This window comes from Nocardia sp. NPDC057440 (genome assembly GCF_042802915.1).
Classification (GTDB): domain Bacteria; phylum Actinomycetota; class Actinomycetes; order Mycobacteriales; family Mycobacteriaceae; genus Nocardia.
Genome location: NZ_JBHVDF010000010.1, coordinates 174,258 through 187,882 on the forward strand (window position 1 = coordinate 174,258; position 13,625 = coordinate 187,882).

11 protein-coding genes are annotated in these 13,625 nt (G+C 67.3%); 8 read left to right on the top strand and 3 right to left on the bottom strand.

Going from position 1 to position 13,625, the window contains the following annotated elements; translation table 11 throughout:
• Positions 1 to 221 precede the first annotated feature (221 nt).
• Positions 222 to 584, top strand: a complete 363-nt coding sequence (locus tag ACFU4Z_RS21835) for a DUF427 domain-containing protein (RefSeq protein ID WP_379065743.1) — start codon at positions 222 to 224, stop codon at positions 582 to 584.
• Positions 585 to 608: 24 nt separating this feature from the next.
• On the opposite strand, the gene ACFU4Z_RS21840 is transcribed toward ACFU4Z_RS21835, so the two are convergent.
• The gene (locus tag ACFU4Z_RS21840) at positions 609 to 1,511 is read right to left on the bottom strand and encodes an acyl-CoA dehydrogenase (protein WP_379065745.1); all 903 of its coding nucleotides are present in this window, start codon (positions 1,509 to 1,511) and stop codon (positions 609 to 611) included.
• Between the two features lie 138 nt (positions 1,512 to 1,649).
• Here ACFU4Z_RS21840 and ACFU4Z_RS21845 point away from each other — a divergent pair, with 138 nt between their 5' ends.
• The 3 genes from ACFU4Z_RS21845 (at position 1,650) to ACFU4Z_RS21855 (ending at position 4,851) form a co-directional block, all read left to right on the top strand.
• Positions 1,650 to 2,597 (top strand): hypothetical protein, encoded by a 948-nt coding sequence (locus tag ACFU4Z_RS21845; protein ID WP_379065747.1) that lies wholly within the window; start codon positions 1,650 to 1,652, stop codon positions 2,595 to 2,597.
• Positions 2,598 to 2,732: 135 nt separating this feature from the next.
• Positions 2,733 to 4,010 carry an adenylosuccinate synthetase gene (locus ACFU4Z_RS21850; protein ID WP_379065749.1) on the top strand — a complete coding sequence of 426 codons (1,278 nt, stop codon included), beginning with the start codon at positions 2,733 to 2,735 and terminating at the stop codon, positions 4,008 to 4,010.
• Between the two features lie 214 nt (positions 4,011 to 4,224).
• On the top strand, positions 4,225 to 4,851 hold the full coding sequence (locus tag ACFU4Z_RS21855) for an NUDIX hydrolase (RefSeq protein ID WP_379065751.1): 627 nt from the start codon (positions 4,225 to 4,227) through the stop codon (positions 4,849 to 4,851).
• 290 nt (positions 4,852 to 5,141) lie between these two features.
• Here ACFU4Z_RS21855 and ACFU4Z_RS21860 read toward each other — a convergent pair whose 3' ends face one another.
• Both ACFU4Z_RS21860 and ACFU4Z_RS21865 read right to left on the bottom strand, forming a co-directional pair.
• Positions 5,142 to 5,474, bottom strand: coding sequence for a YnfA family protein (locus ACFU4Z_RS21860; RefSeq protein WP_379065753.1), 333 nt, complete (start codon positions 5,472 to 5,474; stop codon positions 5,142 to 5,144).
• A 105-nt stretch (positions 5,475 to 5,579) separates the two neighbouring features.
• Entirely contained in the window at positions 5,580 to 6,320 is a 741-nt protein-coding gene (locus tag ACFU4Z_RS21865) for a metallophosphoesterase (protein WP_379065755.1), read from the bottom strand.
• 425 nt (positions 6,321 to 6,745) lie between these two features.
• Between ACFU4Z_RS21865 and ACFU4Z_RS21870 the strand changes: the two genes are divergently transcribed.
• The 4 genes from ACFU4Z_RS21870 to ACFU4Z_RS21885 all read left to right on the top strand — a co-directional run bounded on the left by ACFU4Z_RS21870 (position 6,746) and on the right by ACFU4Z_RS21885 (position 13,620).
• Complete coding sequence (locus ACFU4Z_RS21870) at positions 6,746 to 7,723, top strand: alkaline phosphatase family protein (protein WP_379065757.1); 978 nt, start codon at positions 6,746 to 6,748, stop codon at positions 7,721 to 7,723.
• A gap of 437 nt (positions 7,724 to 8,160) precedes the next feature.
• On the top strand, positions 8,161 to 10,584 hold the full coding sequence (locus ACFU4Z_RS21875) for a RelA/SpoT family protein (RefSeq protein WP_379065759.1): 2,424 nt from the start codon (positions 8,161 to 8,163) through the stop codon (positions 10,582 to 10,584).
• 351 nt (positions 10,585 to 10,935) lie between these two features.
• Positions 10,936 to 12,570: a cutinase family protein gene (locus tag ACFU4Z_RS21880; RefSeq protein WP_379065761.1), complete on the top strand. Its 1,635-nt coding sequence runs from the start codon at positions 10,936 to 10,938 to the stop codon at positions 12,568 to 12,570.
• 54 nt (positions 12,571 to 12,624) lie between these two features.
• Positions 12,625 to 13,620: a hypothetical protein gene (locus tag ACFU4Z_RS21885; RefSeq protein ID WP_379065763.1), complete on the top strand. Its 996-nt coding sequence runs from the start codon at positions 12,625 to 12,627 to the stop codon at positions 13,618 to 13,620.
• Positions 13,621 to 13,625: the final 5 nt, after the last annotated feature.

Consider the following 13,625-nt stretch of genomic DNA (forward strand, 5'->3'; position numbering starts at 1 on the left):
CTCCGGTGCTGCGCATCTGGACCGTCTTCGATCGGACCGACTTCACGCCACACGGCGAACAGCTGCGCGACGAACTCGCGCCTTCCAGGACAAGCTCGGCAAGGAGGTCCTCGAACTCGAGGAACAGCGCGACCGCGCGGCCATGAGGACTGAGCGTCGAGCCGTGTGAACCCCCGGCGCGGGTCGGAATAGAACAATCGGTGGAGTCGGTTGTAGTAACCATGACGAGACCTGTTCTGCAGCCGGGCCCGGATCATCCGATCACCGTGACGCCGCACCCGGAGCGGATTGTCGTTCGAGTACACGGTCAGGTGGTCATCGACACGCAGAATGCACTGCTTCTGCAGGAAGCGTCGTACCCGCCGGTCTATTACCTGCCGTTGGCCGATGCCGAGGAATCGGTGCTCGAGCGCACCGACACCTCCACGTACTGCCCCTACAAGGGTGACGCGAGCTACTTCACCGTTTCGGTCGACGGCGCACAGAGCGTCGACGCGGGATGGGCGTACGAGTCGCCGTACCCGGCTGTCGCCGAGATCAAGAACCACATCGCGTTCTACCCCGATCGCGTCGACGCTCCATAAGACCTGAGTGGTCGCGGCAGCGGGCTAACGCACGAGACCGAGACAGAGTTCGAAGCCAGGGGCCCCGACCATCAGGTGGGCGCCCGCCGACTGCAGGATCCGGTCCTGGGCGACGATGTGCTGGCACATGGTGTTGGTGTCGCGCAGCCAGCGATCCAGCGGCGAAGGACGATAGATCGATGCGGTCTGGCGCAGTTCGTAGAGGCGCTGGACGATCGAGCGCTCGGTGTGGAAGGCGTGCAGTCGCGACAGCGGAAGGGCCGCGCGCTCGTCGGGAGTGAGGGCGTCGAGAGTGCCGCCGGTGGACAAGATTTCCCACTGCCGCCGCATCGCGGCATAGACACCCGCGCGGGTGGCGTGGAAATCGGCCTCACATTCGGAGATGGTGACCTGCAGGCGGTAGTCGTCGGCCTTCGTGACGGACTCGGCCCTGGCGTAATCCAAGGCGGCGCGCGCGAAGCCGAGCGGCACCGCGGGCATATTGCGCATGTGCACCTCGGGCTGCGAGAGCGGGCCCGTTTCCCCACGGACGGTGGCGAATTCGAGCGTGTGCTCTTCGGGCACGAAGATGTCGGTGATGGTGTAGTCGCAGCTGCCGCTACCCGCGAGACCGGTGGTGTGCCAGGTATCGATGACCTCGACCTGGGCGCGCGGCACCATGAACGGGCGCGAATCGGGTGCGCCGGCCGCGTCGCGTTCGGGCTGACCATCGCGTTGGATGAACGCGCCGGAGACCACCCAGTCGGCGTGGGTGATGCCGCTGCCGAACTGCCAGCGGCCGGTCAGACGGAAGCCGCCGGAGGCCCGCTCGGCGCGACCGGTGGGGAACAGCAGGCCCGCGGTGACCATGTCGATGCTGGGGAACATCTCTTTGGCGACGGTTTCGTCGAGGAAACGGGCGTAGAGGCCGGTGTCGGAACCGATCATCGCGCACCGTCAGCGTAGGCCAGTGCCTCGACGACTTTTCGGTCTGCTCGATGGAGGTCAGTTCGGTAAGAAGCGCTCTTGACGACGATTGTTTTGGTCGAATACACTAAAACAACCTCACGAGAGGAAGTGAACGACATGGGATACGGACATTGGGACGACACCGCCTACCGTGCTGCGAAGACCTACCGTGCCGGCCGGGGGCTCGACGATTTCGGATATACCGCAGCCATGCGCGGCGAACCGTCCACGAGATGGCGCGCGCACCCCGACCTCGATCCGCTGGGGGTCGACGTGCGGGAATGCCGGGATTCGGCCGAGCACGGAAACTCGCTGCCCATCGCGGTATTGTTCGACGTCACCGGGTCGATGGGGCAGGTGCCGATCATCATGCAGGACAAGCTCGGCACACTGCACGGGCTATTGCGGCGCAAAGGCTATGCGGAGGATCCGCAACTACTGTTCGGCGCCATCGGTGACGCCGATAGTGATCGGGTTCCGCTGCAGATCGGCCAGTTCGAATCGGACAATCGGATGGACGAGCAGCTGCGCGCGGTGTTCCTGGAAGGCGGTGGTGGTGGGCAGAAATCCGAAAGCTACGAACTGGCAGCATATTTCATGGCAACCCACATCGTCACCGATGCCTGGGAGAAGCGGCGAAAACGCGGCTACCTTTTTCTGATCGGCGACGAACTCAACAAACCGAAGCTGGCGTGCAGGCATATTCGCGAAGTCATCGGTGACCATGTGCGCCGAGACATTTCGGTGGAATCCATCTACCGTGATCTCGCCGAACGCTGGCACATCTACTACATCCTGCCGAACCGATCCAGCTACTTCGACGACCAGGAAATCGCCGGCCACTGGCGCGACCTACTCGGCCAGAACTTCCTGAAGCTCGACGATCCCCGCGCCGTCTGCGAACTCATCGCACTCACCATCGGCTTGGAAGAAGACCGCGTCGACCTGCCCACCGGTCTGGCCGACCTCCGGGACGTGGGCTCGACCGCCGCAGCGGCCTCGGTGGGAAAAGCGCTCGGCACCAATAGTCCCGGTATTCGAGCGCTGCCCAGCGGTCGCGACTGAGGCAGTCGGTTCGAGCGGGTCATCGCCGCCGCGGCCTGCCTCACCGTGGTGCCCGGCATCGCCTGCCTGACTGCCGCATGCGCACAGGTTGTCGCCGCTCGGTCACCGAAGGGACGAATCATGAAGGGGTGCAGCATGGCTCAGGAGCACATCATTGTGGTCGACCTCGGGTTCGGGGATGCGGGCAAGGGAGCGACGGTCGACTGGTTGTGTTCGCCGAATGCCGAGTTGGATGTGGCGGCGGTGGTGCGGTTCAACGGTGGGGCGCAGGCGGCGCACAACGTGGTGGCCGAAGGGCCGCATCACGCCTTCGCGCAGTTCGGGTCCGGGACGTTCGCGGGTGTGCCGACGCTGCTGTCGCGGCACGTGCTCGTCGAGCCGATCGCGCTGGCGGGGGAGGCGCGGCGGTTGGCGGCGCTCGGCGTGCCGGACCCGCTCTCGCTGCTGTTCGTGGACGGGCGGGCGCTGCTCACCACGCCCATTCACATCGCCGCCAACCGTGCTCGCGAGGACGCGCGGGGTTCCTCGCGGCACGGTTCGTGCGGACGTGGTATCGGGGAGACGGCCTCGTATGCGCTCGAACACAACGCGCCGACGGTGTCGGATTGCTTGCGCCCCCGTCTACTTCGCGACAAGCTGCAGGCGTTGGCCGCGCACTACGGGTCGCTGATCGCGCCGAGCGGACACCGGTTCGAGCCGATCGCCGACCTTGTCGACATGTATCGGGAGTTCGCCGCCGCGGTGCGGATCGTCGACGACGCCCACCTCGCACGCTTCGCGCGACAGGGGCGATTGATCTTCGAAGGCGCCCAAGGCGTCCTGCTCGACGAGTGGCGCGGCTTCCACCCCCACACCACGTGGTCGACCGTCGAACCACGTAATGCCCGCGCCATGCTCGCAGGCATCGGCGCCGAGGGCTATGTGCTCGGCGTGACCCGCACCTACCTGACCCGCCACGGTGCGGGCCCGCTGCCGACGGCGGACCCCACCCTCGCGATCCCTGAGCAACACAACACGACCGGCCCCTACCAGGGACCCTTCCGGCTCGGCCATTTCGACCCGATCCTGCTCCGCTACGCCATCGCGGTCTCCGGCGGTATCGACGGGCTGGTCGTCACCCACCTGGACGCGCCCGGAACGCGCTATGCCGCAACCGGATACACAACCCCCACCGGCATCGTCGACCACCTCGCGCCGGGTACCTGGCAGGATCTCGACCATCAGCAACACCTCACCGACCTCCTGACCACCGCGATCCCGGAACTGGCCGCCATGCCGACCGATCCGGTGCCCTGGCTCGAACGCCAACTCGGCACCCCCGTCGTGCTCACTGCCGACGGCCCCGATCGCACCGATCGGATGCCACTGCGTGCGCTGCGGGCACCAGAGACCTCGGCGAGTTCGACGCGGTGACCGTCGTCGTGTCGATGCGCAGCTCTGTCGGCACGTCGGATCCGTTACGACGCACACCGCCCGACTCCACCGTCGCCGATCGCATGAATGCCGACCCGTGCGGCGGCGGTCCACGGCGGTGGCCGATGTCGTGCGGCCTGCGTTCGCCTGTCCCGTTCGGCGGGCGGGCCCTCCGGCGTGATCGTGTGCGGAGACTGGGGCAGGATAGGTCGGCGTGGAGCAATCTGTGGTTTCGGTGGATGTGGTGGCGTTGCGATTCTGGGGTGCGGACGCGGGGGTCACGATCGGGGTCGCGCCGCGTGAGCTCGAGCCGTTCACCGGGGAGTTGGCGTTGCCTGGAGTGTTGCTGGGGCGGGGGGAGCGGTTGGTTGCGGCAGCGCGGCGGGCGGTGCAAGCCAAGTTGGGTGTGTCCGAGGCCGCGATCGGGGCGGTGGGGCAGTTGGTCACCTTCGACGAGCCGAACCGCGACCCACGCGGCCCCACCCTGTCGATCGCGATGTGGGCAGTGGTCGGCCCGCACGAGGGTCCGGCACAGTGGGTGTCGTTCGACGCTGTGCCCCAGCTCGCCTTCGACCACAATCGGATCGTCGACGCCGCACAGGGCTTGCTGGCCCGCCTGCTCTGGAAGGACATTCCGTTCACCCGTGCCCTCACGGGTGACGAATTCCCCGCCACCCGCGCCGTTGCGCTCAGTACCACCCTGCAGGGCACCAAGCCGGACCCGGCAAACCTGAACCGCACCCTCGCGGCCTTCCCCGGCCTGCATCGCACCACCGAACGCCGCCGTGTCAAAGCCACCGGCCGCCCCGCCACCGTCTGGGCGTTCACCTCGACCGCATAGCCCCGCCCGCCGATCGATGGCTGCCTGACCGGCACATGGTTGCGTTCTGCCGCAGTCATGTGCCGCCCATTCCGCCGCGGCGGTTGTCGGGCGAGTCTCCGATGGCTGCAGGTTTGCTCAAATGTTGATGCCGCTGATGAACTCAGATCACATTGTGCTACTTGGATATGCGCATCTATTCATTTGGAACGATCGGGGCACTATCGGGGGTTTCCGGAAGTGGCGCCTTACAGACCGCAAGGAAGTGGAAGTGGCCGCGGCTCAAAGGATTTCGATTGCGTGTGGCTGGGCTAGCCGCGCGGCGCGTACATGATGATTGCCACGCCGATCAGGCAGATGATTGCGCCCACATAATCCCAGCGGCCGGGGTGGAATTTGTCGACGATCATGCCCCAGGCAAGGGAGCCCGCGACGAAGACGCCGCCGTATGCGGCGAGGATGCGCCCGAAGTTGGGGTCCGGCTGGAAGGTTGCGACGAAACCGTACGCGCCGAGGGCGAGGACGCCTGCCGCGATCCAGAAGACGCCGCGGTGTTCCCGCCACCCCTGCCAGACGAGCCAGGCGCCGCCGATTTCGGCAATCGCGGCGAGAGTGAACAACAGCAGCGACTTGACGACGGTCATGGCGCGAACCTACCGGCCCGGCCATGCCGCAGCCGCTGACTCGCTTCGCTGGGATACGCCGACCGGCGCGCTGTTGCCCGTCGGGTCGGTTGCCGGAATCGGCCGCTACGTCGGCGCGACGTCGTAGACGACGTAGCTGCGGCCGATGACGGGGTAGGAGACGTTACGGACCGGGACACCGCCTGCGGTGCGGCCGAATTCGGTGCCGCCGTGCGCATGGCCGTGGATCGCCAGGACGGCGCGTCCCGCGTCTACGGCTTCGGCCAGATCGTGGCAGCCGAGGCCCGGGTAGATCTTTCGTGGCTCGCCGACCAGGGTGTCGATGACGGGGGCGAAATGCATGAGAGCGATTCGGGTTTCGCAGGTGAGGGTGTCGAGTGCCTGGCGCAGGCGGAGAGCGTCGAGGGGGCCGCGGCGCATGCGGGCTTGGTGTTCGAGAGTGCCTTCGTCGGGTGTGCCGGGGTAGCGGGGGAATCCGCCGCTGCCGCCCATCACCCCGGCGATGCCGAGTCGAGAGCCCGCCAGGTCCAGGGTGACAGCGTCGCCGTCGAGCAGGTGGATGCCGGCGGCGGTGAGCATCGCGGCGATGCGGTAGCCCAGCTTGTGGTCGTGGTCGTGGTTGCCGAGCACCGCGACGACAGGCACCGGGAGAGCGGCGATTTCGGCGCAGAGCAGATCGGCTTCGCGAACGGTGCCGCTCTCGGTGAGGTCGCCGGCCAGCAACAGCACATCCGCGCGCTCGGCCAGGCGGGTGAAGTCGGGACGGAACACCCCGAATACCGAGTCGCGCATGTGCAGGTCTGCGACAGCCGCGACTCGGATGCTGCGATTCCCGCTGTACTGCATATCCGTCAGCCAGCCACATGACCAGCCGGGTGTCAATCGGTGTCCCGCGCACCTCATCCGGGTTAACCACTGTGAACAGGTGGAATAGCTGTCGGCTCTGGAATGTTCAGCGGTCGTTCAGCGAGGCAACGCGCGGTGGCGTGACCGATGAAACGTCTGTGAACAGTGGCGCGGCGGCCTTCCGGTAGGCCGCGCGGGCCCGCATGGTTCGAACTGTGAGCGAACGCAGCGAGCGGGCCATGGACCCAGTGTCGTCGGCCGCCGACGGCCACGGGCACCGGTGGGGCGCGGTCGTCGGGCCGGTCGTGGACGGGGCGCTCGCGGGGCGTTGTGGAGCCGAATGTCCCCACCGCGCGGTTGTCCGACGCGACATCGGAAGGCCGCCTCCCGAGCATGGCGCGAGTCGGCATCAGTGGGGCGGCGCCGTGAGCCGTAGGCGGTTGCTGTCGGGTGCGGTTGCCGTCGCGGCGGCCGCGGCCCTGCCGGTCGCCACGCCGGCCGGGACGGCGCGCGCCGATGGTCGCGTGCGCAAAGTCGTGCTGATCGGGCTCGACGGGTTGATGTACAAGAAGATTCAGCAGGTGCAGGCGCCGAATCTGTTGCAGCTGAGCGCGGAAGGGGCGCTGAGCCGGACGTCCATAGCGCCGCACATCACCATCTCCGGCCCCTCGTGGGCCACCGTGTTGACCGGAGTGTGGGACCGCAAGCACGGCATCAGGAACAACCAATTCGATGCCACTCCGTTCGCGAAGTATCCGACCGTGTTCACGCAACTCGCGCGCGCCAACCCCGCATTGAAAACCCACTCGATCGCCACCTGGGATCAGATCGCCACCATGGCCGCGAGCGGCAACCCGCGCGCCGACGTGGTCGTTTCCACCCAACCCGTCCCGAACGACGCCGACGAATCCACCATCGATGTCGTCACCGCCGATGCCGTCGTCACCGCCATCACCCGCTTCGGACCCGATTTCCTCTTCACCCACCTCGATCAGGTCGATCGGGCGGGCCATAGCCACGGCGGCGCGTCACAGGAATACCTCAACGCCGTCACACGCATCGATGTGCTGGTCGGCCGAATCGCCGCCGCCGTCGACGCGCGGGCGCGGGCGAAGCCGGCCGAGGCGTGGACGATCTTGGTCACCGCCGACCACGGGCACCTGCCGGAGGGTGGTCACGGTGGCCAATCACCTGATGAAACAACGAATTTCGTGATCGCCCGCGGCCCAGATTTCCCAGCAGGCGCCACCGACACCCGCTACTCGCTGGTCGACATCACCCCCACCGTGCTCGACCTGCTCGGCGCGCCACCCGACCCTGGCTCCGACGGGCGCTCCATGCTCGCGCGCCCACGCGGTGAAGTCGGGGTAGTCGAGGTCCTCGCGCCGCAAGGAGTGCGCTAGCCCTCGAGGCGGCTCACGATCCGATCAAGCGGCGGCCGCCGCTCACCGCGATGTCGGCGCACCGATGCCACAGCAGCACCGAGGTCGGCGCCGACGGTGCAGATGCCGCCATACGGTGCGATCGAGGCGCGCAACCAGCTCTTGGAGATGTGATTGCACCACCTACGCTGGGATTATCCGGGGGTGGTTGAACTGTTGTACGGGTCGGATCGTCACCGCGGAGGTCGCGAGGTTCCGCTCGGCATTCCGCGCCACCCACACAGCCGATTTGCCCGCACGGCTATCCGATGGAATCGAGCCCGGGTCCCCGCGGGTGACAGGAAAACTGTCCCGCTAATCGCGAAACGGACGGACGAGTCGAGGCGGGACTACAGTTGATGAGGGCGGTTGCAGCGGTCGGATAGGGTGGTCCGACCGCGGCGTGGAGAGGTGGTGGCATGACTCAGCATCTAGGCGAGGCGAATGTCGAGCAATCGGCGGTGGCCTCGCCGACGAAGGGTGCCTCGTCCGCCCCAGGGGGAAAGGCAACACCGGCCACTCCCGCCGCGCCGCCTGCGGCCGGTAATTCGGCTCCCGCGCGGCAGCCGGGAACGTCGGCGGCGGTGCCCACATCGGCGTCGCGGCGGGTTCGCGCGCGGTTGGCCCGGCGGATGACCGGCCAGCGCGGTATCGCGGCGGTCAAGCCGGTGCTCGAGCCGTTGGCCAGCGTGCATCGGGAGCTGTATCCGAAGGCGAACCTCACGCTGCTGCAGCGCGCGTTCGATGTCGCCGACGAGCGGCACGCGCATCAGTTCCGCAAGTCCGGCGACCCGTATATCACCCATCCGCTCGCGGTCGCCAACATTCTGGCCGAGCTCGGTATGGACACGACCACGCTGGTCGCGGCGCTGTTGCACGACACGGTCGAGGACACCGGGTATTCGCTCGAGCAGCTGACCACGGATTTCGGTACCGAAGTCGCGCATCTGGTGGACGGTGTCACCAAGCTGGACAAGGTCAATCTCGGCGCCGCGGCGGAGGCCGAGACGATCCGCAAGATGATCATCGCGATGGCGCGGGATCCGCGTGTGCTGGTGATCAAGGTGGCCGACCGGCTGCACAACATGCGCACCATGCGTTTCCTGCCGCCGGAGAAGCAGGCGAAGAAGGCGAAGGAAACCCTGGAGGTGATCGCGCCGCTGGCACATCGCCTCGGCATGGCCACGGTCAAGTGGGAGCTGGAGGACCTCGCGTTCGCGATCCTGCACCCGAAGAAGTACGACGAGATTGTGCGACTGGTCGCCGACCGGGCGCCCTCGCGTGACACCTACCTGGCACGGGTGCGCGCGGAGATCGTCAACACCCTGGCCGCCTCCCGGATCAATGCGATCGTCGAGGGCAGGCCCAAGCACTACTGGTCGATCTACCAGAAGATGATCGTCAAGGGTAAGGACTTCGACGACATCCACGACCTGGTCGGTATCCGCATCCTGTGCGACGAGGTCCGCGACTGCTATGCCGCGGTCGGCGTCGTGCACTCGCTGTGGCAGCCGATGGCGGGCCGGTTCAAGGACTACATCGCCCAGCCGCGCTACGGCGTCTATCAGTCGCTGCACACTACGGTGGTCGGACCGGACGGCAAGCCGCTGGAAGTGCAGATCCGCACTCAGGACATGCACCGTACCGCCGAGTTCGGCATCGCCGCGCACTGGCGCTACAAGGAGACACGCGGTAAACACTCCAACGACTCCACCGAGGTCGACGACATGGCGTGGATGCGCCAGCTACTCGACTGGCAGCGGGAGGCCGCAGACCCGGCCGAGTTCCTGGAGTCGCTGCGCTTCGATCTGAAGTCGCCGGAGATCTTCGTGTTCACACCGAAGGGTGATGTGATCACGCTGCCGCAGAAGTCGACGCCGGTCGATTTCGCGTACGCGGTGCACACCGAGGTCGGGCACAAGTGCATCGGCGCGCGGGTGAACGGCAGGCTCGTCGCACTGGAACGGCAGCTGGAGAACGGCGAGGTCGTCGAGGTGTTCACCTCGAAGGCGCAGAACGCGGGACCGAGCCGCGACTGGCAGAACTTTGTGGTGTCCCCGCGCGCCAAGGCCAAGATTCGGCAGTGGTTCGCGAAGGAACGCCGCGAGGAGGCGCTGGAGAGCGGCAAGGAGCAGATCGGCAAGGAAGTTCGCCGGGTCGGGCTGCCGTTGCAGCGGTTGATGAGCGTGGACGCGATGACCGCGGTCGCGCACGAGCTGCACTACACCGACATCTCGATGCTCTACACCGCTGTCGGCGAGCACCAGGTGTCCGCGCATCACGTCGTGCAGCGGCTGATGGCACAGCTCGGCGGCATCGGCGACGTGGAGAACGAGCTCGCGGAGCGCTCCACCCCGTCGACCACGCCCAGCAGGCAGCGCGTTACCGGCGATGCCGGTGTGCTGATTCCCGGCGCACCCGGCACGGTGGCCAAGCTGGCCAAGTGCTGCACTCCGGTGCCCGGCGACGAGATCATGGGGTTTGTGACCCGCGGCGGCGCGGTCAGTGTGCACCGCACCGACTGCACCAATGCCGGTTCGCTGCGCGAGCAGGCCGAGCGGATCATCGACGTGGAATGGGCGCCGTCGCCGTCGTCGGTGTTCTTGGTGGCCATCCAGATCGAGGCGCTCGATCGCACCCGTCTGCTGTCGGATGTGACCAAGGTGCTCGCCGATGAGAAGGTGAACATTCTGTCCGCCTCGGTGGCGACGCACGGCGATCGGGTCGCGATCAGCAAGTTCACCTTCGAGATGGGCGATCCGAAGCATCTGGGCCACCTGCTCAATGTGGTGCGCAATGTGGAAGGTGTGTACGACGTCTACCGCGTCACCTCGGCCACTTGAGTGACCGGTATTCGTCAAGATAGCTGAACATCGCTGCAGGTCACCGGGTTTGCCCCGGTGACCTGGCTATTTTTCGGGCACAAGCGTTCGCGCGGGCCGGGTGCTCGCCGGAATACGAAGTCCGGGTTGACGATTCGACTCCGCGGGGGTCGCCGCCGGATTGCCCTCGACTGATCATGATCGGAAAGTTGTCGGCGGGTCCGGCACGCCACGCCACGCCGTGTCCGGGATCGTCCGGCGGTTCCCGGAAACTTTTCGCGGGCTCAGCGATGTTTGCCGGATTCTGTTACGGTTTAGTGCGTTTCATGGCGTTGAGGATGGCTGCGGCAACACGGATGATTGCGGATCGCTATGGCAAAGTACTCGGCACGAACCTCGGGAATGCTGGTCGCGTTCACCGTTGCTGTGGCGACCGCTACGACCGGCGCGGCGGCCGCGGCGCCGTCTGATCCCGCAGGACCCTCGACGACTGTGCCGATCGATCGCTGCCCCGCGCTGTACGCGTTGGGAATTCAGGGCACGGGGGAATCCTCGCCCGACGCGGCACCGACCACCGACACCGGGATGCTGTCGACGGTCTTCCGGCCGATGCTGGCGAAGGCTCCTGATCCCGGACTGGTCGATCGCGCCTACGTGCCTTACGAATCCGGATTCGGCGGCGCGACCGCCGGTGGCGCGGTGCCGTATTCGGAGTCCGTCGCCGGCGGGCTGACCAGGTTGCGGAGCATGGCCGCGACGGTCGCCGAGCGGTGCGGAGACACCCGGTTCGCGGTGGTGGGGTATTCCCAGGGCGCCCATGTCGCATCGATGTTCGCGCAGGAGATCGGCCAGGGGCGCGGGGTATTGCCTGCCGAGAAGGTGGCTGCGGTCGCGCTGTTCGGCGATCCGACGCGCAACCCCGGCGCCCCGCTGTTCCCCGGCTCGCCCGGCAAGGCGACGCCCGATGCCGCGCCTGGCACCACCGGTGATCAGCTGGCCTCGATCGCCGCGCTGCCCCACATGCCCGCGGCGGGTGGCGGTATCGGTCCGGACCGGGACCGGGCGGCGAATTTCGGCGCACTGACCGGCCGCGTCGCGAGTTTCTGCGCGGCCGGCGACCTCGCGTGCGACGCACCGCAGGGTGCGCCCATTCTGAAGGCTGTCGCCAATGTCGTCGGGCAGGCCAAGCTCAGTGGCGGCGACCCGATCGCCTCGTTGATGTCGATCGCGCAGGCGCTGGCGTTCACCTCGATCAAGACGGCGACCACAGTCGCGGGCGAGGACATCCAGGGCGCTTCGATCGCGAATCTGTCGCTCTCGCCGCAGAAGTCGATCTCCCAGCGGCTGGCCGACGCCGCCGATCCGCGCACCCCGCTGGACATTCCCGGTGCGATCCAAGGCGTGCTGAAGGTCGGCATGATCGGTGTCAACTCCGTCGTCGCTGTGGTCAGGGCGGTCCTCGATCCGGCGAGCATCAGTGAGCTCGCCGGCGCGGGACTGTCGGATCCGGTGTCCGGTCTGCTGCTGCTGGGAACGAAGCTGATCGGCGCCGTTCCACAATTGATTCCGCCCACCACCGGCGTTCGTCTTGTCACGCAGGCCTTCGACGCGGTTGTACAGAACATCACCGACAACAGCGAGTTGCTCAATATCACCACCTGGACGCGGTACTGGGACACCGTCCAGCGCCACACCGGATACAGCACCGCGGCGATGTCCGCGAACGGGGAAGTGCCGACGCAGTTCGTCGCCGACTGGTTCGCCGCGGTCGCACGCGATGTCGCAGGCGCGTTCGGCAGCGGCGCCACGCCGCAGGGCGGCAGCGACAGGCCGCCGACCGGATTCTTCGGAGAAAGCTCCGGCGCGTCGACTGTGCCGAATTCGTCCGGTACGGGACAATTTCCGTTTGGGACGGGAGCCGATGGCGCCTCATCCGGAGGCGAGACCTCGGTGCCCCCCGCCGTTCGACCCGGCACCGCCAACACCTATCCGTTCTCCACGAACTGAACGCCGAGAGGGTCTGACGATGCGCCATGTGCCTCGCTCCGCGGGACGGGGGGAATGTTGAAGTCGTACAAACAGCTGTCGCGCTGGTACGGCCCGCTGGAGCCCGAGACGGATTCGGCCGCCCCGGCCTACACAGACGAAGTGGGTGCAGCCGTCCTCGACGACGACGGGCCCTCGCGATATCCGCACTACATTCTCGACGACGATCCCGACGAGATCCGTGCCCGCGCCGACGTGCCGACCGATCTTCCGTCGGGCCGTAGCGAATTCATCGGCGGCTGGTCGGACTGGGTGTCCGGCCGCGCACCCGGCCCCGACGACGACTACGCACCGCCGCTGGACGGTGGCGTCGTGCGCTTCCCGTGGCCGGAGGACGAATTCGACGACGACCACGCGCAGTGGGCCGCCGCGGCGGCCTCGCGCGCACTGCGCCAGGAGGCTCGCGATCGTCCGGCCGCACGCCGCGCCAGGGTGATCGCGGTGCTGGTCGTCGCGGTGGTGCTGCTCGGTGCGGCCGTGGCGGGTGTGCTGTTCCTGCTGAACTCCTCCGACGATCACGGCGCGGCCGGACCCGCGTCCTCGCCCCTGCATTTCGCCGCGGGCAGCCTCCAGGTCGACGACGTCGGCGCAAAGCCGGTCTACGCGACCCGGCCGCAACCCGGCACCGGTGCGAGCCCGGCCGGCGCCTGCCCCACCGAACGTGCCGATCGCGTTGTGCGCAGCGCCGAATCCGGCGGCACCGCGTCGGGGCCGGATGCGGTGCTGTCATTCCAGTACGGCTACTACGTGGAACGCTCCGGTGAACGGGCCAGGGAAGTGGTCGCGCCGGAGGCCACCGTCTCGCCCGCGTCGGTGATCCAGCGCGGTATCGACTCCATCCCGGTGGGCACCACGCACTGCGTGCGCATCGTGACGCTCACCGACACCCGATACTCGGTGGAGATCACCGAGTATCGGCCCGGCGGTGTGCCCGCCACGTACAACAAGCAGACGGTCACCACAGCGGTGGTCGACGGCCGCACCCTCATCACGGGTATCGCGGCCGGATAAAAGGG

Bases quoted from the DNA above. Each gene is read 5' to 3' on its own strand.
- ACFU4Z_RS21835 (WP_379065743.1), top strand. From the start codon at position 222: ATGACGAGACCTGTTCTGCAGCCGGGCCCGGATCATCCGATCACCGTG.
- ACFU4Z_RS21840 (WP_379065745.1), bottom strand. From the start codon at position 1,511: ATGATCGGTTCCGACACCGGCCTCTACGCCCGTTTCCTCGACGAAACC.
- ACFU4Z_RS21845 (WP_379065747.1), top strand. From the start codon at position 1,650: ATGGGATACGGACATTGGGACGACACCGCCTACCGTGCTGCGAAGACC.
- ACFU4Z_RS21850 (WP_379065749.1), top strand. From the start codon at position 2,733: ATGGCTCAGGAGCACATCATTGTGGTCGACCTCGGGTTCGGGGATGCG.
- ACFU4Z_RS21860 (WP_379065753.1), bottom strand. From the start codon at position 5,474: ATGACCGTCGTCAAGTCGCTGCTGTTGTTCACTCTCGCCGCGATTGCC.
- ACFU4Z_RS21865 (WP_379065755.1), bottom strand. From the start codon at position 6,320: ATGCAGTACAGCGGGAATCGCAGCATCCGAGTCGCGGCTGTCGCAGAC.
- ACFU4Z_RS21875 (WP_379065759.1), top strand. From the start codon at position 8,161: ATGACTCAGCATCTAGGCGAGGCGAATGTCGAGCAATCGGCGGTGGCC.
- ACFU4Z_RS21880 (WP_379065761.1), top strand. From the start codon at position 10,936: ATGGCAAAGTACTCGGCACGAACCTCGGGAATGCTGGTCGCGTTCACC.
- ACFU4Z_RS21885 (WP_379065763.1), top strand. From the start codon at position 12,625: ATGTTGAAGTCGTACAAACAGCTGTCGCGCTGGTACGGCCCGCTGGAG.